The organism is uncultured Campylobacter sp., assembly GCF_905373215.1.
Classification (GTDB): Bacteria; Campylobacterota; Campylobacteria; order Campylobacterales; family Campylobacteraceae; genus Campylobacter_B.
This window is the reverse complement of record NZ_CAJPRT010000012.1, coordinates 1-19,517: the sequence shown is the minus strand read 5'-3', so window position 1 is coordinate 19,517 and position 19,517 is coordinate 1. Positions and strand designations below refer to the sequence as shown.

Sequence of the window (19,517 nt, the reverse complement as noted above, 5' to 3'; positions counted from 1 at the left end):
GGGTTAAAGTGAAAAAAGCTCTATTTTTTACAATTTGTGCTATTTTGTCGGCAAGCGGCAGCGATACTAATAGTGCGAAAAATTCCGCGGACGACGCCAGAATAAGCCTAGTAAAAAGTCTATACATCAAGGATACCTATTTCGGCGATCACAAAAATGTCTTATCGGCTTCTTTCAAATCTGCGCTTATGCAGGATGAAGCATCTGCTGGCGAAGGTGAGGTAGGCTGCTTGGACTACGATCCGATAATCGGCGGTCAAGATGTCTGCGACGATGCGAAATATGATTTTGAGCTAGGGCAGCGCGATACTGTCGTAGTAACTCAGACCTGCCCCTACGGCGCGCAGACGATAATCTACAAACTCGTCCGTAGCGGAGGAGATTATAAAATCGACGATATCTACGACCAAGACCCAAGTAGCGGCAGGGCTTTTAGCGTCAAAAATCAAATTTTAAATTGTCTAAACCAATCCAAGGAGCATCAATGAAATTAACACTTTCAAGTCGCGTAAGCAAGCTCGGCGAAAGCCTAACGATCGCAATCAGCACCAAAGCCAAGCAGATGAAAGCTCAGGGGCAAGACGTCGTGATCCTAAGTGCGGGTGAGCCTGATTTCGATACCGCAGAAGTCGCCAAAAAAGCTGTCATAGAAGCTATGGCTAAGGGCTGCGGAAAATATACGCCGGTTGCCGGCACGCCTGAAATTTTAAATTTAATCGCGCAGAAGCTAAAGCGCGATAATGCTCTAAACTACAGGCCTGATCAGATCATCACCAACGTAGGTGCCAAACACTCGCTATTTAACGCCTTTAACTGCATCTTAAACGAAGGCGATGAGGTTATAATACCGGCGCCTTATTGGGTCACTTACCCCGAAATTGTAAAATTCTGTGGCAGCAAGCCCGTCATCGTAGCCACCAAGGCGGAAAACCGATACAAAATCACCGCCTCGCAGCTCAAAGCCGCGATCACGCCGCGCACGAAGGCGCTGTGCCTTTTCAACCCGAGTAACCCCGCAGGCGCCGTATATTCGCGCCAGGAGCTGCAAGAGCTTGCGGAAGTGCTAAAGGACACGGATATTTTAGTAATTGCCGATGAAATTTACGAAAAAATCGTCTTTGGCAAGAGCTTCATAGCCGCAGCAAGCATCAGCGAGGATATGTTTAGGCGCACCGTGACGATCAACGGGCTAAGCAAATGCGGCGCGATGCCCGGCTGGCGCTTCGGCTACACCGCGTGCGCAATCGATGAGCTAAATAAGGCGATGATAAACCTGCAAAGTCAAAGCGTCAGCAACGTAGCAAGCATCGTCCAGGCAGGCGCTATGCCGGTGCTGCGCGGCGAGGCGGATGATTATATCGAGGAGATGAGGCGCGAATACGAGCGCAGGCGCGATTTTGGCACGGACGCGATAGGCGCGATCCCAGGGCTTAGTGTCGTAAAACCAGATGGTGCATTTTATTTCTTCATAGATTGCTCTCAGGTAGAACCTGATAGTATGAAATTCTGCATGCAGCTGCTAGATAAAGGGCTCGTAGCCACGGTGCCAGGAAGCGGATTTGGCATGGATGGGCACTTCCGCATAAGCTTTGCGTGCTCTATGGAAAATCTAAAACGCGGCTTTGAGCGCATAGAAAAATTCGTAAAAAATTACCACAGATAGGCATGCCAGCGAAATTTTAATCTAAATTTGTCATAGCTTAGCGGCGAAATTTTACATAAAATTTAATGCAGCTTAGCGGCAAATTTAGCGCAGCGCGGCGTAGCTCGGGATTTAATGCGGCTACGCTAGCTAAGCATGATCAAATTTCGAGTCGCTTTAATTTAAGGGTATTTAAAATTCGAGCTGCCGTATTTAGGAGCGCTTAAATTTTATGCCGTTTATTCAAATGCGGCTAATTTTGCGCTGTCATACTGCGACGTCTGCTGCGCCACGCACTGCTCGCGATCTTAAATTTCGCTTCGGAATTTTAAAATTTCATCGCACGATGCATCTAGATTTCGCCGCAAAAGCTCCGGCGTAAACGCGATAAATTTTATGTTTTAGTGCGCCTTTGAACCCAATCGCATCAAATAAATTTTAAACGAAATTCTAACGCTACAGCGCTATTTTATATTTTTATAAAGACTATTTTAGTAAAATCAGAGCTTTATGAGCGAGATAAAAATTTTAATCACCAACGAGGATCTGTGTGCCCCGAGGCGGCTTTTGAGCAGGCGCGATAAGAAGCTGGCGCGCGCGCGAGGCCATCTGCGCGAGTTTCGCGTTTCGCGGGCGCTTAAAGCGCGCTTTAAAAAGCGCGGCAAATTTTGTATCTCGCACAAAAGCGCGGAGGGCAAAACGATCGTCACCGTGGCTCTAGCGAGGCAAAAATTCGGGCTCGATCTTGAAATTTTAAAACCGCGGAATTTTGCCGCGGCGAGCGAGTTTTGTTTCAACGCCTTTGAGCGCGAGCTTTTGGCGGCGGCGGACGAAAGCGAAAAAGCGCTTGTTTTTTATAAAATTTACACGATCAAAGAGGCGCTGATTAAGGCGCGAAGCCTAGGTTTTTACGCGCTTGCTCGCGTGGGGCTGGCTTGCGGCGCAGGCGGTGAAGCTCTGGCGCTTGATGAGCGCGGCAGGGCGTGGTCACACAAGAGCTATATTTTGGAGGGCGAAATTTTGATTTCGCTCGTTTTTAGGGAGAATTTTTGAGACCTGTTTATCGTTTTTACGCTATTTCTAAAACGGCTTTTATTCTACTTTGCGCCGCGTTTTTTATAGGCGGATGCGCGCGCAAAGCGCCCGAGCGGATAGCGGAATTTAGCCAAAAGCAGTTCATCCTAACGGACGAGCTCGGCGTAAAAAGCAGAGCCCTGATCTCCAAAATTTCACCCACAAACGGCGAGGAGAGCCGCTACAAGCTCGTCTGGCTCGATATGCTAGGCGCACCGATCGCACGTAAAATTTTATCGATCAAAGGCGGCGAGGCGAAATTTCGCAACGACGGCTTCCTACCGCCCGATTTGCAAAGCGAGCGAGTATTTTTAGCCCTGCTTGAGAATGCGGATAAAGCAAATTTTACAATAAACTCAAAGGGGCGCCGATATGACGCAGTATCTAAGTAGCCCCGGGCTCATCTGCGCGGGCGCAAACAGCGCCGCAGAGCTTTTTAGCGCGCTGTGCGATAAGAGATCCGCGCTGCGAAAACTTAGCGTCTATGGCAAAAATTTCATCTTTGGGCGCGTGGATACGCCGCTGCCGCAGATCCAAGATCGCGCCTACGCCACGCGCACGAACGCCCTGGCGCTTTACGCCTGCCTAGGCGTACAGGGGCAGATCGAGCAAGCCGTGCAAAAGTTCGGCGCACACCGCGTAGGAGTTGTGTTTGCGACCACCAACACCGGCGTGCAGGAAAACTATGCAGAATTTTTTGCCTGCGACAAGGGCGCGGAAAATTTTATCTCGCAAGACGGCGAAAACTCCGCGCCGTGCAGTGAAATTTCTACTCCAAACGGCAAAAATTTCGCCAAAATTTCAAAAAACGCAAACGATAAATTTAAAAACTTCTGCTTCGAGCGCAACTCCCACGCAAACCCCGCAAATTTTATCCGCGAACGCTTCGGACTAAAATCCGTCTCGATCGGAGTTTCGAGTGCGTGTACCAGCGGAAATAAGGCTCTGATCGAAGCTTCGCGCCTCATTTCTTGCGGACTTTGCGACGCGGTCGTTTTCGGCGGCGCCGACGCATTAGACGAGCTTACGCTGCAGGGCTTTAGCGCGCTTGAAATTTTAAGCGAGCAGCCGCTAAAGCCGTTTTCAGAGGCGCGAACAGGCACAAATCTAGGCGAGGGAGCCTGCGCATTCGTGCTTTCGCGCGAGCGCATAAGCGACGTCGCGATTTTGGCTCACGCCGCAAACTCCGATGCCTACCACATCACCAAGCCCGATCCTAGCGCACGCATGCAGATCAAAGCGATCAAAACCGCGCTAAAATCGGCGCAGCTGCAAAGTGTGGACTACGTAAATCTGCACGGCACGGGCACTGCGGCTAACGACGCGATGGAGGCCTTGGCTATGAGTGCCGCCCTACCCTTAGCGCCCGCAAGCTCGTCAAAATGGGCGATCGGACACACCCTGGGCGCGGCGGGGGCGATCGAGCTTGCCGTCTGCTACGAGGCGATCAGACAGGGCGTGATCCCGCCGAATTTTACGAATGATAAAATTTGGGGCGGCTCGGAGGCTGAAATTTTTCGCGGCGCGCAGGCGCGGCACGGCGAGCTAAACGATGAAATTTTAAACAGCGAAAGCGATCAAATTTCATGCAGCTTGGGCGATGAAATTTTGCAAAACGCGCAGGGTGAAATTTCAAAAAGCGGCGCGGATAAAATTTCGGCCGCGTCTAAAGCTTTGCATGGCGCGGGCGATAAAATTTTAAAAGACGCTGCGGATCAAGCTTCGCAAACGAGCGAAATTCCGGCTGTGCTGTCTAAATTTAATCTCGCATGCGAAGCCAAAAAAGCGCGCGTAGATACCGCGATGAACATAAACTTTGCTTTTGGCGGCGACAACGCCGTAACCATAATAGGACGCGTATGAGAGCCTCTAGCATCCTACCGCAGAGCGGATATATGGTCTTCGCAGATGAAATTTTAGAGATTAGCGACGGATATGCGAGCTGTGCGTTTAGCGTTAAAGAGGACTCGCCGTTTACCGAAAACGGAGAGCTCGGCAGCTACGCATATATGGAGATCATGGCGCAGTGCATAGGCGCCTATTCGGGCTACCGAAACGACGGCGAGGCGAGGCTTGGATTTTTGCTGGGCGTGCGAAACCTCGATATTTCGCGCGCAAGCCTGAAGGTGGGCGAGCGCGTAATCACGACGGCAAGGCAGAGCGTAAGCGACGGCGAGGGGCTATATATCTTCGACTGCGAGATCCGCTGCGGCGGCGAACATATCGCAAGCGCCACGCTTAGCGTAATGAACCCGAACGATGAAATGCTAAAGAGTATAAATGGCTAAGAGAATTTTAATCACCGGAGCAAGCGGCGGTATCGGCGAGGCGTGTGCGTTAAATTTAGCACAAAAAGGCTACGATTTGGCGTTAAACGGGCGCAACGAAGCAAAGCTTAATGACGTAGCGAAGCGCTGCTTGGACGCGGGCACGGCGGAAGTTCAAATTTTAAAATTTGACGTCGCAGATACCGCTGCGGCGCAGGAGCGTATCGAAGCAGACATAGAGGCAAACGGCGCGTACTGGGGCATCGTGCTAAACGCTGGCATTACGCGGGATAACTCCTTCGTGTGGTTCGAACGCGAGGATTGGCAAAGCGTGATAGATACGAATTTAGGCGGGTTTTATAACGTCATAAAGCCCGCGCTGATGCCGATGATCCGCGCCAAAAAGGGCGGGCGTATCGTGGTGATGAGCTCGGTTAGCGGAATTGCAGGCAACCGCGGCCAAAGCAACTACGCCGCTAGCAAAGGAGGCCTAATTGCTGCGGCAAAATCGCTAGCGATAGAACTTGCAAGCCGCAAGATCACGGTAAACGTCGTAGCTCCCGGGCTCATCAAAACGGCGATGAGCGAAGGTATAAACGAAGCCGCAAGCGAGCAAATTTTGGGCGCGATTCCGCTAGGGCGCATCGGCGAGCCGAGCGAGGTGGCGCATTTAGTGGAGTTTTTGCTAAGCGAAAATTCCGCATATATCACAAAAGAGGTTATTAAAATAGACGGTGGATTATGTTAAATAGAGTAGTTATTACGGGTTTTGGCAACGTCTGTGCATTCGGGCGGGACTGGGCGAGCATAAAGCAAAATTTGGCGCAGCAAAAAAGCGCCGTAGTTTATATGAGCGAATGGGATATCTTCGGCGAGGAGCTAAATACAAGGCTGGGTGCGCCGATACCGAACTACGCGCCGCCCGCGTACTGGAGCCGCAAAGATACCCGCTCGATGGGCAAGGTAGCGATGTTCGGCGTAGATGCCGCGGGTGAAGCTCTGGCGGATGCGGGGCTTTTAGAAGATGAGCGCATAAAGGACGGTCGTATGGGCGTCGCAGCGGGTAGCTGTAGCGGTGATGCAAAGGCTACTGGCGAAGTCATAGATATTTTGCATGGCAAGGATAGCACCTTCAACGCCAACTCATACGTAAAGATGATGCCCCACACCGTCGCTGCAAATATCGCGATCTACTACGGACTAAAAGGTAGGCTCATCCCCACGAGCTCTGCGTGCACGAGCGCGTCTCAAGCGATCGGCTACTCCTACGAAGCGATAAAATTTGGCCTTGCGGATATGATGCTGGCAGGCGGCGCGGATGAACTACACCCAAGCCAGGCATTCGTATTTGATAAGCTCTACGCGACAAGCTGTAAAAACGACACCCCTACTCTCAGCCCCGCGCCATTTGATCTATCGCGCGACGGACTGGTTTTGGGCGAAGGCGGCGCCATATTCGTGCTAGAAAGCCTCAGAAGCGCACTTGCGCGCGGCGCTAAAATTTACACAGAGATAGTGGGCTTCGGCACGACCTGCGACGGCACGCATATCACCCGCCCACAGAGTGAGACTATGCGCGCGGCGATGCAGCTGGCGCTCAAAGACGCCGCGATTTCGCCGGATCTCATCGGGCACGTAAACGCCCACGCTACGGCGACCAGACAGGGCGACGTCGCAGAATCTATGGCGACTCATGAAATTTTCGGCTCGCAAACGCCAGTGAGCTCTTATAAAGGCTATTTGGGTCATACTTTGGGCGCGTGCGGGGCGCTAGAGAGCTTTATCTCGGTGATGATGATGAACGAGGGGCTATTCTATCCGAATCTAAATTTACGTGATATCGATCCGCAGTGCGCGCCGCTTAGATACCTCACGCAGCCGCAGGAGATAAAGACGGACTATGTTATGAATAACAACTTCGCTTTCGGCGGCGTAAACACATCTTTGATTTTTAAAAAATTTATCGACTAAAGGAGAGAAAATGAAAAAATTTCTATTTTTCGCAGTTGCGGCGCTTTTTGTCGCTAATTCGGCTTATGCCAAAAACGATATCGTGCGCTTCCCGATCGCTGCGGCACTCGCAGAGCCCGACGCTAAAGCCAAGCTTGATCCGAACATAAAATTCTACTTCGGTAACAAATCCGCAGGCAGAAAGATCACGCAGCAGCTAAGCTCGAATAAAAAAGCAAACGGCGTCGGCAAGAGCGATCAAGCCGCATGCAACCGCGCGTTTTTATCGGCGCTGCTTAGCTTTCAAGATCGCGCCAAAAAAGAAGGTGGCAACAAGGTCGTCAATATCACGAGCTACTATTACAAAAACGTTTTCGTAAGCGACAAAGAGTTTGAATGCGGCGTAGGCACGATAATGAGCGGTGTCACGCTAAGAGGCTACATTGCAAAATAAGCTAAGCTTCGGTATATCTTACGCAAGCGCGATAATTTCGGGTGAGCCGGCGGAGTTTTATAAAAACCTCACCGCTTACTCGGACGGAATTTCCGAAGTAAATTTTGACGGAAATTCCGATCTCGCTTGCGATACGGATCAAAATTTTACGTATAATTTTACGTCAAATTCTACGCAAGATTTTACAGATATTTCGGACTGCGAGCAAAATTTCATCAATTCCGCAAATTTTACGGCTTGCGAGAATAACGAAAAAGCGGGGCGCGACCTTGCTACAGAAGGTTTTGATGAAAAATCTACCGAGCGTGGCTCGGAGCAGAGATTAAAACAAGAAACGGTTGCAGCCAAATTATTTAACTCCTCGCGCGCTTTTGATTGCGGCTCCGAAAATACGGCGGAGCTTTATAAAAATTTCGCCGCGCATGAGGGCGAGGCTTTACAAAATAGCCCCGTAGAAAATTTAAAAATTTCTGCTCACGCTCGCTTAAAAGAGGAAATTTTGGCCTTAGAGCCTTTAAAGAAAAAGCCGGCTCTTGAGCACATTCCACCGTTACAGCGCCGCCGCTTGGGGCTCGGGGCAAAACTTTGCATCTCGCTTTTAGGCGAAATTTCGCAAAATACGCCGCAAAGTTTAGCCGAGGAAAGCTCCTTAAATCTCGCACCTCAAAATTTAGATGCGAGCAAAAGCCGCGCCGCCGCACAAAACCCGTCGCCGCAGGATTTTTCAAATAAGAATTCTTTAAATTTTATGCAGCAAAATTTAAATTCGGCGCCGCAGGATTTCACAAATAAAAATTCTTTAAATTCCGCGAGGCAAAATTCCAAAGCAAACGAATGCTCGGGAGCCTGCGATCATGCGATGCAAAGCTCCGCGGCGCAGCGCGAAGGAATGCCGCTCGTCTTTTGCTCGCGCCTGGGCGAGATCAACCGCTGCTTTAGCCTGCTAGGCTCGATGAGCGAAAGCGTCTCGCCTTCGAGCTTTTGCGTCAGCGTACTCAACGCGATCGCGGCGCAAAATGCTATTTTTACGCAAAATCACGCCGAAATTTCGACGATCTCCGCAGCGTGCGCGCTCGAAAACGGCGCAATAATCGCCGCTGCAAGACTGAAAGAAGGCGCGGAAAATTTCGGCTCTGCGCAGGATGCAAACGAAAATGGCAAAAACGGCGAATGCAAGTCGGATAGCGACAAAATCGCCCTGCTCTGCTATTTTGAGGAGGTAAATAACGACTATCTGAAGCGCTGCGACTTTGCCTGCGCCCTACTTCTGGTGCTTCAGCGCGGAGATGACGTGCAGATCGAAATTTCGCCGCACGTTGTGGACGCGACGACACAGAGCCTAGAAGCACAAAATCCAAAACCGCAAGCCGAGAATGAAATTTTACGAAGCTTTAAAGGGGACGGCAAAATCCCTCTAGATACCGCAGTGGAATTTTTAGCTAAAATCCTCTCAGGCAAGCATGAATGGCGCAGCAGCGACGGGATTTTGGACTATCTTTTGCGCATCAAAGATCCCGCCAAAATCGCAGCTTTTTTAAGGCAAGATCGTGAGCGCTAAAATGGTAAAATTTCATCGCATGAGCAAGCGCGGCGAGACGAGCAAATTTGATCAAAATCCCTGGCCACGCGGAGCCGCAACGGCGCGAACGACAAGCTTTAAATTTAGCCGCTCCGCCAAACGCGGATATAGTGAAGGTTTTAAATTTAACCGCGCTACCAAACATGAGCTCGGCCAAACAGCGCATCTTAAAAGCACTCTGAAAGGGCGCGCGCCGTGCGCCGCCAAATCGCGTTGCAATGAGGCGCGCTGCGAAGATGCGCTGCCGAGGCATACGCAACGAACCCAAAAAAATCCGCCTAAACGGTGCGAGCTGCGAGCTATAAAAATTTTACCGCAGCGGCGCGTAGAAAACACCGCGCAATTCCGTTATAAAGACAGATGCGGCGAGCTGAAATGCCACGCGCGGCAGGTTGTAAATTTCATAAATTTAGCAGAGCAAAGCTTGGGCTACGAGTTTAAATTTAGCCGCACGATGAACCGAGTAAACGCCCAGGCAAGATGCGCACGGCAAGGCAGTTGCGATGAATTTTAAATTTTGCGGCGCCGCGAGCTATAAATTTAATCAGACGGCGCGTCGTATGGCGGCGCCAAAGCAGAATATATGGCGCTTCGCAAAAATTCCGTCGCAATGGCGCGCGTGGCAAACCGCTGAAATTCTACCGCAACGATACGCGCGGCAAAAGATAAAAATTCCATCGCAGCAATACGCACGAAGCATGCAGAAAACTGCGGAAATTTTGCCGGGGCAATACATACGGCAAACGGCAAGAATTCCACAAAAACGCAGTTTACCGCGCGCCGCAAAAATTCTATTGCTTCGACACATGCACGGCGCCGAGGTCGCCAAAGCTTCCGCACAGATCATAAAAATTCTATTTCTTCAGCACATGCCGCAAGCTGAAATATCGCGTGCAGAAAACTGCGAAAACTCCGCTACGATGCAGCGAGCGGCAAGCCGTAGAAATTTTATCGAGATTGCGCGCATGATGAACTATCAAATCCCTGCCGAGAACAACAAAACCCTCGCCGATAGCCGCACAATCCTTAACGAGAGCTGCTGCGAAATCTCCGCCGAAAGAGGCGCCGCGCGATGAAGCAGACAGATCCGCTAAGGCGCAAGCTTAAACAGATCGGCATCGCGTTATCCTTCGCAAGCTTCGGCGCGCTGTGTATGATAGGCAACCTACTCTTCCTCCCCGTAGCGCTGCTGAGGCTAAACCGCATAGGGGCCGTGCGAAATTTCGTACGCGATTTTATAATGATCTCGTGGCGCATATTTCTGCTGCTCGCGCGACTTTACGGCAGCATCGGCGTGAACTGGCGCTGCAAGCTCCCGCCTAGCGGCACTCTCATCATCGCAAACCACCCTAGCCTGCTTGACGTGGTGATCTTTTTAGCTCACGTGCGGCGCGCAAACTGCGTAGTCAAGGAAAGTCTGTGCAAAAATCCCTTCCTCTCCGCCGCCATCGCAGCCGCGGGCTACATCCCAAATACCGGCTCGGAAGCAATGATAGATGCGTGCCGCAGCGCCCTTGAGCGAGGAGAAAGCCTAATCATCTTCCCCGAGGGCACGCGCACCGCGGATCGCATCGCCATGCACAAAGCGGCGTTTTACATCGCGATAAATTTCGCAAAAAATATGAATTGCGTCGCGATAAAAATGGATCCTAAAAGCCTAAAAAAAGGACAAGTATGGTACGATACGCCCGAGGTTCGGATGAAATACGACCTCTACGAGCTGTGTGCGCTGGATCTAACGGGCTTCGAGCCGGATCGCCCAAACCCGATCCGAGTGCGCAAACTCTACGAAAAAATATCAAATCTATATGAAAAGGAGAATCTGTGAACGAAGAAATTTTGGAGCTTAAGGAGCTGATCATTTCGGGGCTGAACCTCGAAGACGTAGCGCCAGGCGACATAAATGACGATGAGCCGCTTTTTGGCGACGGGCTCGGGCTCGATTCGGTCGATGCGCTGGAGCTAGGGCTTTTGGTGCAGAAAAAATACGGCATCGTGCTTAACTCAAAAACCCAAAATTTAAAGCAAATTTTCTCATCCGTTGCGTCTTTGGCGCAATACATCGCCGAAAATAGGAGTAAAAATGAGTAAAGATGAAATTTTTGAAATTTTAAAAAAGGCGCTCGTGGAGCTTTTCGAGATCGACGAGAGCAAGGTCGTGCCTGAGGCTAAAATTTACGAGGATCTACAGATCGACAGCATCGACGCGATCGATCTGGTCGATTACGTCAAGAAAAACACCGGTTACAAGCTGATGCCCGATGATTTTAAAAACATCCAAACCCTTGGCGACATCGTGGATGCCGTAGCGGCGAAGCTCGATCAGGGCGCGAGCGTGGAGACTACGGGCGGCGAGAGTTAAATTTCGCCGTGCGGCGCGGTAAGATCGCGAGTGCGGCGGCTTGGTAGTTTACTTTGCGGCGGCACAGAGGCGGCCTGATAAACATAAGCGGCTGTTTGACGGCGCATGGTGTTGCGATAACATGCGGCGAATATTATCAAAGGTATGCAGCAAGCGGCGAACGTTTTAATTGAAAGAGCGTGAAGCGAGCGGCTTTTATGGGCTTAGCGCTTAAGCGGCACGGCACAAAGCCCGCTTACCTGCCGCTTTTAGGCTAGTATGTAGAGCACTTTGCAGATTAAAATTTTAAAATTTTAATCTGCGAGCCTGGGTGAAATTTTGAAATTTTAAAAGACGCTGTTTCTTTTGCGATCGTCGTTTTCATAAAATTTCAAAATTTTAAAATTTCGACTAAATTTAATTTAGCGGATTTGATCGCAAACGCGGCGCTGCGAGTTAAATGAAAGCGCAGCTAAATTTTTAAGACGCGGGTTGAAATTTGAAATGCGGCAGGCGCGACTGAATTAAAATTTTAAAATCATAGCGCACAAAACCGTGGCGCCGAGGTCAAATTTAAAGTATCTTGGCGCGGTATAGATCGCAACGATCGCTCTGCTAGCGGCGAAACCAAAAACCACCGTGGTAAAACTAAAAATCGCAGCAGCAAAAGCTCAACCGCTGTGACGAAGCTAAAGCTGCCGCGGCAAAAACCAAGCCCTCGCGGCTAAATTTAAGGATTGCAAAGATTGCGACGAACGATATTTTTAAAAACAGCTACCATAATTTTAAGCGTATTTTACCCTTTCGGCCTCTATTTTTTGCACGGCGGTGCGCGGGTCTGCTTGCTTGTGGCGATGAGCGCGCTATGGGGGGCGCGAGCTGTTTTTGAAAGTAAAGATCGCGCTATTAAGGGCGCGTGCGCGGCATTTTTTGCGTTGTGCGCCATATTTAGCGGCGGATCGCTTGCGTATATGTATCCGCTCATAATAAATTTCTCGCTCGCGGCGCTTTTTGCGCTCAGCCTAAGATCGACGCCTGCGATCACGCGCCTAGCGCTTTTGAAGCAGCCAGGTCTCAACGAGCGCGGCCGCGCCTACACGCGCAAGCTGACCGAGGTTTGGCTCGGATTTTTCGTGCTAAACGGCCTGCTTAGCGCGGCGCTGCTACTACCGCGAGATAAAATTTATTGGAGCGTTTACTGCGGCGCGATCTCATACGTCCTCATCGGCGCGTTGATCGGCGGCGAGATGATTTTTAGGAAATTTTATGTTAAAAAATTTGATTAATTCTTTAAAGCCTTATGAGCGCGAAATCCTTGCTGCGGCGGCTCTTGCATGCGATTTGACAAAAACGGGGCGCAAGCAGAGCGAAGCGGCAAGCTTAAAAGGCGCGGACAAATCCCAAAGTAGCGCGGCAAGCGCAAATTTAAAAGATTCGGAAAATTCCAGTAGAAGCGCAAATCTCAATGACGCGGAAAATTCTAGCGGCGGCACAGATGCCGCGCACGCCATGCAAACAGCGCAGACGCAAGAGCAAAAAAATGCGCCGATGATCGAAATTTACGGCGAGGACGCGGCAGAGTTTATCGCGTTTTTTTTCGGCGCGATGATTGCGGGCTTTGCACCCGTACTGCTGCGAGAGCCAAAATTTAGCGGCGAATTTCATCTAGGCGGCGACGTGAAAATTCCAAATCTCGCCGCAGCGCAAGGTTTATCCGAATTCAGCTCCCATGATTTAGAAAACATTTCGTCTCGCGATACCGAAAAATCCGCGCCTAAAATTTCATCTAAAAACGCGCTGCAAAATCACGCGCCGTGCGAACAAGAGGCTGTCTCTTTGCATCTACTGCGCGCCGATCAGAAATTTTATATCAAAACTTCGGGTTCCACGGGCGAGGCGAAAAACATCGAAAAAAGCCTACGCGATATGGTTTTAGAGGCGGAATTTTTGGTAGAAAGATTCGGCCTTTGCGCAAGCGATCGATTTTTATCGGGCGTCTCGCACCAAAATATGTTTGGGCTCACCTTTAGCATCTTCGTGCCGCTGCTTTGCGGCTCGCGCACGCAAAAAGGCGGCCTAAACTACCCTGAAATCATCCTCGCAGCCGATCTTGCGGGCGCCGTGCTGATCAGCTCGCCCACGGTGCTAGGCGCGCTATGCGAGCACGCAGATGCTGCAAACATAGCGCCTTTGGGCACCATTTTTAGCGCGGGCGCGCCGCTAAGTCCTGCGATCCGAGATAGGTTGGCAGCGCTTAGCAATGCCCGCATCGTCGATATTTACGGCTCTAGCGAAACGGGCGTGATCGCCTGCAACGAGGGCGTGGGACTTAAGAAATTTGCTCCCGTAAGCGTGCAGATCCGCACGGATATCGATAGCTGCGGCGCGGCAAAACGCGAGGGCGAGCTCTTTGATCCCACGGCAGGCTCTTGCGGCGAAAATTCTGCGGCAGAGCCCAAAACGAGCCGTACGGACGGGCAAAATACAGACGGGCAAGACGCAAACTGCTGGGGCGAGCAGGCGTCTAAATTTAATGCAGACGCTGGCAATAAAACCGCGACCGATACAGAAAACAGCTCCACACCGAGCTCTGCGACGAAATACGATGATAAATTTGCACAAATGGGCGAGCTTTGCGATAAATTTGGGGCAAAGCAGCCCGCCGACAATTTTTCGCAAACGGGCGAGTTTACGATCAGCTCGCCTTGGTGCGAGCGCTTCGAAAGCCGCGATTTCGGCTATGTGCGCGCAGACGAGATCACGCTTTTGGGACGCGGCGACCGCACCGTCAAAATCAACGAAAACCGCGTGAGCCTCGATCTGCTCGAAGCCAAACTCCGCTCGCACGAATTTATCGGCGAGTGCAGGATCGATCTGCACCCGCAGCGCGACCGCGCCGTAGCTCTTATCAAGCTCAGCGAACGCGGCGAGCAGGCGTTTCGTGCAATCGGCAAAAAGGGCGTCACGGACGAGCTGAAGGCCTTTTTGAAGCCCGAATTCGGCGCGATTTTGCGCTACTTCAAAATCGCGAGCAGGCTGCCTTTTAACGAGCAGGGCAAGCTAAGCAAAAAGGACTTTTTAAGCGCCCTGCAGCGCTACGAGGTACCGGTTTTCGAGCGGAGCGCGGATAATGAGTTTCGCGCGAAGGTGCGAGCCAGCGACTTTTATTTCGACGGACACTTTGCGCGATTTCCGCTAGTGCCCGCGTTTATGCAGCTTCGCTTCGTATTAATCTGCGCAAAAGCCCTCGGCTACGAGCTGGACGGCACGCAAAAGATAGAAAATTTAAAATTTACGAATTTCATTCGCCCGGGCGATGAAATTTCAATCAAAATCACCGAGGCAAGCGGCAAGCTCCGCTTTGAAATTTCAAACGACAAGGTTTGCGCCAGTGGAAGAATCTGCCTTTAAGCCCGCGTTTTTGCTGCCCTACTTCAACCACCCCGCGCGTATCGCCGAGCTCGTAAGCGCCCTAGCGCCCATCGCGCCCGTGCTGATCGTGGACGACGGCAGCGACGAAGCGAGCAAAAGCGCGCTAAAGGGGCTTGCGGCTCAAATTTACGCCCGCGCGCAAAACGGCGGAAAAGGCGCTGCCGTATGCGACGGACTGGCGTGGGCGAAGAAGCTTGGATTTACGCACGCCTTTCAGATAGACGCGGACTTTCAGCACGACGTAGGCAGATGCGAGGAGTTTTTGGCGCTTGCGGCGCGCAAGCCAGCCGCGCTGATCTGCGCCGCGCCCGTATATGACGAAAGCGCGCCCAAATCCCGCCTACACGGGCGTAAGATAATGAACTTTTGGTGCGTAATCAACACTCTTTCGCACCGCATAAAAGACGCGATGTGCGGCTTTAGAATTTACCCGCTAGAGGGGATCGTGCCACTTCTGCCCCGCACCAAAAGCCGCAGAATGGGCTTTGATGCCGAAATTTTAATACTAGCCGCGCGGGCTGGGTTAGAGATAAAATGGCTCGATCTGGCGGTGCGCTACGAAGCGGGCGGAGTGAGCCATTTTGCGCCGTTTCGAGATAATTTCGGAATTTCGCTGATGCATGCGAGGCTATTTTGCGGGCTTCCGCTTTGGCTTGCAAAAAGGGCGCTAAAACGCGCCTGCGATAAATTTAAAAAGCGCGGCCTACAGGAGGCTTCACGGCAGAGCGCGAATGAAATTTTGCAAGGGCTAGCGGGAAAAAACCTTTGCAGCAACGCGCGGCGCGATAGTCGTAAAGGTGCAAAAGAGGAGATAGACGGCGGCGCAAACGAAAAAGCTGGTACCGAAAAATGCGGCGACAACGCCGCAGCGCAAAGCTCACAGGCGGAAAATTCAGCGCAAAGCTCGCTCGTAAAAGCCTCGCCGCAACATGCCGCTGCAAAGGACGGGCGCGATGGCTAAACACTGGAGCGAAAACAACGAAAAGGCGGGCGCGGCGCTTTTAAATTTAGCTCGCTTCGTCACGCTTCACACGCCTGATTTTTGCATGCGAGGCACCGCGCTTTGCATCTCGGCGATCTATTTTGCGCTGCTTAAAAACGAACGACGCGCGATCAGGGAGTTTTTGCGGCGCGCGCTTGATCGCGAGCCAAAAGTGTGCGAAATTTACGCGAATTTTTATAAATTTTCTCTCAGTCTGTGCGAAAAAATCGCAGTTTGGAACGGTAAGATCGCGCTGGATCAAATCCGCGTGCAAAGCGGTATGAAGGAGCTTTTAAGCGACGGAACAGGCAAAATTTTAATCACTTCTCACTTCGGTAACACCGAGATCGCGCGCGCCCTTTCGGCAAACACGACGGGGATAAAAATCAACGTGCTAATTTTTCGCAAACACAGCGAAAATTTTATGAAATTTATTGAAAAAATGGGCGGCGGCGTGAAAATTCTTTACGTCGGCGAGCTCGGCATCGGCGAGATGCTGCAAATCAAAGAGCTGCTGCAAAACGGCGAGCACATCGCGATAATGGGCGATCGCATGCCGGTGGGCTCAGATAAATTTCAAAGCGAGGATTTTTTAGGACGCAGCGCGAACTTCCCGATCGGCGGCTACCTGCTCGCTAAAATTTTGGACGCGCCGCTATTTAGCCTATGGTGCTACGAGGGGCGTGAAGGGCGCGAGCTGCGGCTACAGCCGCTACCCGCGCCGCTAAAGAGCCGCGATAAGGCGCGATCGGTCTCGCTAGCGCTTAAATGCTACGTGCGGCAGCTCGAGCTTTATGCCAAAGAATTTCCTTCCCAGTGGTATAATTTCTTTGATTTTTGGGCGCAAGGAAAAGACGCGAGCGATGCAAAGCGCGACGGCGCGCAAAATTTCGGCGAGACGAGCACGGACGCTGCGTCAAATTTAAATGACGCAGCGGATTTAAATGACACAACGAGTTCAAATACGGCGTCAAATTTAAAAAGTACGGTGGACTCGAATACTGCGCTAAATTTAGATAATTCAAATTTGAGCGCTGCAAAATCCGCCTCGCAAGACGAAAAATTTCATAGCGGAGAGAGGAATGAAAGAGTATAAATTTCGCGCCAGATTTTACGACGCCGATCCGATGGGCGTGATGTGGCACGGCAACTACGTAAAGCTCTGCGAGGACGCTAGATGCGAGTTTTGGCGCGACGCGGGCTACACATATATGCAGATGAGAGATGATGGATTTATATATCCCATTATCAAAATGGAGTTTAAATTTATCGCGCCGATACTTTTTGACGACGAGGTTGCGGTGAGCATCGAGCTGATCGAGTGCGACACGATAATAAAATTTTTCTACCGCATTAAAAGCCTATCGGGCGCGCTATTGGCCAAAGCTACCACGTCGCAAGCCGCGGTGGAGCTTGATTCAAAAAGGACGCTGTATGAGATACCGCCGCAACTAAGGGCGTGCGCGGATAAAATTTTAGCAAAGAAAAATCCCACGAGTAAAATTTCAGCGGCAGATAAAATTTCGGCAGCAAATGAGATTTCGACAGCAAGCAAAACCGCGTCCGAGCAAGAGCGCTCTCAAAACGTCGCGGCGAATGAAATTTTGCCTAGCGATAACGAGCAGTGAAATTTTAGCGAGCATAAAATTTAAAGGACTATGATGAAAATTTTAGCTTTATTTTTGGCGATTTTGGGGCTTGCGAGCGCGCTTGAAGTAAGCGATCTAGCGCTTAAGACCGATAATATCGGCGGCAAATTTAGCGAAACGCTCAGTATCGAGGGCTTTGCCGAGCCCGTGCGAAGCAGCGGCGAGTTCAGGATCAAAGGCGGCGAGCTGTTTTGGACTACGCTAAAGCCGGTGCGAAGCGAGCTAAAAATCGGCGCAGACGGCGTTTTTGAGCGTAGCGGCGAAGCGTGGATCAAAAGCGCCGATTCGCTTTTTGATAAGGACACCTTTTTGGCGATCTCGCGCCTGGACGTAGCGCGGCTTAGCAAAAATTTCTCGATCGCGCTAAGCGGCAGTAAAGATGCGTGGCGCGCCGAGTTAAGCCCCAAGGGGATGCTGCAAAATATCTTTAAAAATATCGTGATCGAGGGCGGCGCCTACGTCAGAGTACTGCGGATCAGTAGCGCTAACGGCGACGTGAGCGAAAACGTATTTTCGGGCGTCGTGAGCTTAGATGAGTAAGAGCGCGATCCTAGCGGTATTTGGCGCGGTTTTCATCGCGCTTTGCGCCTTTATAGCGCTAAATTTAAACCGCGTAAATTCCGATTTTTACGAGCTAAGCGGCATTGAAATTTCCGGCGAGCAGAAACAGAGCGTCGAAGATTTCAACCGCGAGATCGCGAGGCAAATCATCGTCGCAAGCGCAGAGAAAGCGAGCTTTGACGCGTTCATTGCGGATATGCAAAAAAGCGGGCTTTTTGAGAGCATAATCTATGAAGTAAAGGACGCGAGCGTGTATCAGAGCGAGCTTGCGCGCTTTGCGCCCGCGATGCTAGACGATGCGAGCGTGGAGCTTTTGAAAAGCGATCCGCAGGCTTTTTTTGAGCGTAGCGCGCGTGAGCTTTACTCAAAATTTCGCCCGCTTAGCCTCTCGCAGGATTTTTTCTCGCTCAGCCTTCATTCGCGCCTTAGCTCTCACGGCGCAATCAAGCTCGATCCTGCACAAAACCGCTTCATCGCGACCATTGACGGTGCGCCGTACTACTTCGCTACGGCTAAATTGGCTCCGAAAGCAAACGACGACGCGCTCAGCGCTCTGGTGCGCGAGGCGCAAAAGAGCGAAATTTTAATCTCCGGCACCGCCCTTTTTAGCGCATTGGGCAAAAGCGCGGGCGTGCGCGAAAGCTCCGTCGCGGGCGCCGTATCGCTTAGCCTGTGCGCGGCGCTGCTGCTGGCGGCATTTTCGCGCGCACGGATCTTCTGTCTGCTACTGCCCGCGCTTTTCGGGCTTGCCTGCGGCGTAGCGGCCACGATGGCTATCCGCGGCTCGATCCATATCCTAAGCGCCGTGGTTTCGACGAGCCTAATCGGGCTGATGCTGGATTACGCCGTGCACTGGCTCGGCGCAAACATCGCGCGCAAAATCGAGGCTCGCTCGATAAAAAGCATGCGAAATATCCTGCTTCTAGGCTTTTTCATCACAGCCGGAGGCTACTTCGTATTTTTATTCAGCCCGTTTTTTCTGCTCAAAGAGATCGCTATCTTTGCCATAGCCGCACTTGCGGGGGCATTTTGCTTTAGCTACTTCGCCCTGCCGCTGCTTCTTGAAGGGGTAGAATTTCGTCCCGCCCCAGTCTTTGCAAAAGCTCTTGAGCTCTACGCAAAGGCGCTTTGCAAGATAAGCTTAAGCTTTAAAGCGCTCGCCATCATTTGCGCGGCGCTGCTTGCGTTTTTGTATTTTAAAATGGAGCTTAAGGACGACGTCAGCGAATACGCGAGCTTGGATAAAAACCTAATCACGATGAGCGCCAAACTCGCAAGCATCGGCGGCTCCAGCTTCGATCTGATAGTGGGCAACAACGCGAGCGCGGTAGCCAAAGAAGTCGTAGCGCGCGGGTTTGCAGACTCATACGTGGGCGCGCCGATTTTGGATCCCGCCACGCAGAGCTTTATCAAGCAAGCTTTTGCAAACTACGATAGAAGCGCATTTTTACGTCTCGGGCTTAGCCGCGAGCTCGTGGATGGAAACTTTGCCAAGATTGCAGAAGCACCTATTTTAAGCTACGAGCAGGCGAGAAGCTCCGTTCTTTTTGCCGCGATGCCGAGCATCGATCCGCATATCGCTTTTT

At 51.3% G+C, this 19,517-nt stretch carries 22 protein-coding genes; all 22 read left to right on the top strand.

The window, feature by feature from the left end; genetic code table 11:
• Positions 1 to 8: 8 nt before the first annotated feature.
• Positions 9 to 488 (top strand): hypothetical protein, encoded by a 480-nt coding sequence (locus QZ176_RS06910; protein ID WP_295152273.1) that lies wholly within the window; start codon positions 9 to 11, stop codon positions 486 to 488.
• On the top strand, positions 485 to 1,663 hold the full coding sequence (locus QZ176_RS06905) for a pyridoxal phosphate-dependent aminotransferase (RefSeq protein ID WP_295152271.1): 1,179 nt from the start codon (positions 485 to 487) through the stop codon (positions 1,661 to 1,663). The genes QZ176_RS06910 and QZ176_RS06905 overlap by 4 nt, the downstream gene beginning before the upstream one ends.
• A gap of 489 nt (positions 1,664 to 2,152) precedes the next feature.
• Positions 2,153 to 2,695, top strand: coding sequence for a 4'-phosphopantetheinyl transferase superfamily protein (locus tag QZ176_RS06900; protein WP_295152269.1), 543 nt, complete (start codon positions 2,153 to 2,155; stop codon positions 2,693 to 2,695).
• Positions 2,692 to 3,108 carry a hypothetical protein gene (locus QZ176_RS06895; RefSeq protein WP_295152267.1) on the top strand — a complete coding sequence of 139 codons (417 nt, stop codon included), beginning with the start codon at positions 2,692 to 2,694 and terminating at the stop codon, positions 3,106 to 3,108. The genes QZ176_RS06900 and QZ176_RS06895 overlap by 4 nt, the downstream gene beginning before the upstream one ends.
• Positions 3,089 to 4,579 (top strand): beta-ketoacyl synthase N-terminal-like domain-containing protein, encoded by a 1,491-nt coding sequence (locus QZ176_RS06890; protein WP_295152265.1) that lies wholly within the window; start codon positions 3,089 to 3,091, stop codon positions 4,577 to 4,579. The genes QZ176_RS06895 and QZ176_RS06890 overlap by 20 nt, the downstream gene beginning before the upstream one ends.
• Complete coding sequence (locus tag QZ176_RS06885; protein WP_295152263.1) at positions 4,576 to 5,004, top strand: hypothetical protein; 429 nt, start codon at positions 4,576 to 4,578, stop codon at positions 5,002 to 5,004. Before QZ176_RS06890 ends, QZ176_RS06885 begins: the two co-directional genes overlap by 4 nt.
• On the top strand, positions 4,997 to 5,731 hold the full coding sequence (gene fabG / locus QZ176_RS06880) for a 3-oxoacyl-ACP reductase FabG (protein ID WP_295152261.1): 735 nt from the start codon (positions 4,997 to 4,999) through the stop codon (positions 5,729 to 5,731). Before QZ176_RS06885 ends, fabG begins: the two co-directional genes overlap by 8 nt.
• Complete coding sequence (locus QZ176_RS06875) at positions 5,725 to 6,954, top strand: beta-ketoacyl-ACP synthase (RefSeq protein WP_295152258.1); 1,230 nt, start codon at positions 5,725 to 5,727, stop codon at positions 6,952 to 6,954. Before fabG ends, QZ176_RS06875 begins: the two co-directional genes overlap by 7 nt.
• 10 nt (positions 6,955 to 6,964) lie before the next feature.
• Complete coding sequence (locus QZ176_RS06870) at positions 6,965 to 7,387, top strand: excinuclease ABC subunit A (protein WP_295152256.1); 423 nt, start codon at positions 6,965 to 6,967, stop codon at positions 7,385 to 7,387.
• Positions 7,377 to 8,945 (top strand): beta-ketoacyl synthase chain length factor, encoded by a 1,569-nt coding sequence (locus QZ176_RS06865; protein WP_295152254.1) that lies wholly within the window; start codon positions 7,377 to 7,379, stop codon positions 8,943 to 8,945. The genes QZ176_RS06870 and QZ176_RS06865 overlap by 11 nt, the downstream gene beginning before the upstream one ends.
• On the top strand, positions 8,935 to 9,480 hold the full coding sequence (locus QZ176_RS06860) for a hypothetical protein (RefSeq protein ID WP_295152252.1): 546 nt from the start codon (positions 8,935 to 8,937) through the stop codon (positions 9,478 to 9,480). Before QZ176_RS06865 ends, QZ176_RS06860 begins: the two co-directional genes overlap by 11 nt.
• Complete coding sequence (locus QZ176_RS06855; RefSeq protein ID WP_295152250.1) at positions 9,470 to 10,042, top strand: hypothetical protein; 573 nt, start codon at positions 9,470 to 9,472, stop codon at positions 10,040 to 10,042. The genes QZ176_RS06860 and QZ176_RS06855 overlap by 11 nt, the downstream gene beginning before the upstream one ends.
• The gene (locus QZ176_RS06850; RefSeq protein WP_295152248.1) at positions 10,039 to 10,794 is read left to right on the top strand and encodes a lysophospholipid acyltransferase family protein; all 756 of its coding nucleotides are present in this window, start codon (positions 10,039 to 10,041) and stop codon (positions 10,792 to 10,794) included. The genes QZ176_RS06855 and QZ176_RS06850 overlap by 4 nt, the downstream gene beginning before the upstream one ends.
• Entirely contained in the window at positions 10,791 to 11,057 is a 267-nt protein-coding gene (locus QZ176_RS06845; protein ID WP_177388711.1) for a phosphopantetheine-binding protein, read from the top strand. The genes QZ176_RS06850 and QZ176_RS06845 overlap by 4 nt, the downstream gene beginning before the upstream one ends.
• Entirely contained in the window at positions 11,050 to 11,328 is a 279-nt protein-coding gene (locus QZ176_RS06840) for an acyl carrier protein (RefSeq protein WP_295152246.1), read from the top strand. Before QZ176_RS06845 ends, QZ176_RS06840 begins: the two co-directional genes overlap by 8 nt.
• A gap of 725 nt (positions 11,329 to 12,053) precedes the next feature.
• Positions 12,054 to 12,593, top strand: coding sequence for a DNA gyrase subunit B (locus QZ176_RS06835; protein WP_295152244.1), 540 nt, complete (start codon positions 12,054 to 12,056; stop codon positions 12,591 to 12,593).
• The gene (locus QZ176_RS06830; protein WP_295152242.1) at positions 12,574 to 14,718 is read left to right on the top strand and encodes an AMP-binding protein; all 2,145 of its coding nucleotides are present in this window, start codon (positions 12,574 to 12,576) and stop codon (positions 14,716 to 14,718) included. The genes QZ176_RS06835 and QZ176_RS06830 overlap by 20 nt, the downstream gene beginning before the upstream one ends.
• Positions 14,699 to 15,700 (top strand): glycosyltransferase family 2 protein, encoded by a 1,002-nt coding sequence (locus QZ176_RS06825; protein WP_295152240.1) that lies wholly within the window; start codon positions 14,699 to 14,701, stop codon positions 15,698 to 15,700. The genes QZ176_RS06830 and QZ176_RS06825 overlap by 20 nt, the downstream gene beginning before the upstream one ends.
• Positions 15,693 to 16,817, top strand: coding sequence for a hypothetical protein (locus QZ176_RS06820; RefSeq protein ID WP_295152238.1), 1,125 nt, complete (start codon positions 15,693 to 15,695; stop codon positions 16,815 to 16,817). Before QZ176_RS06825 ends, QZ176_RS06820 begins: the two co-directional genes overlap by 8 nt.
• Positions 16,804 to 17,349: a thioesterase family protein gene (locus QZ176_RS06815; RefSeq protein ID WP_295152236.1), complete on the top strand. Its 546-nt coding sequence runs from the start codon at positions 16,804 to 16,806 to the stop codon at positions 17,347 to 17,349. The genes QZ176_RS06820 and QZ176_RS06815 overlap by 14 nt, the downstream gene beginning before the upstream one ends.
• Before the next feature lie 33 nt (positions 17,350 to 17,382).
• Positions 17,383 to 17,910, top strand: a complete 528-nt coding sequence (locus QZ176_RS06810; RefSeq protein ID WP_295152234.1) for an outer membrane lipoprotein carrier protein LolA — start codon at positions 17,383 to 17,385, stop codon at positions 17,908 to 17,910.
• Positions 17,903 to 19,517 (top strand): hypothetical protein (locus QZ176_RS06805; RefSeq protein ID WP_295152232.1); only part of this gene is annotated, 1,615 nt, incomplete at its 3' end. The genes QZ176_RS06810 and QZ176_RS06805, both read left to right, overlap by 8 nt.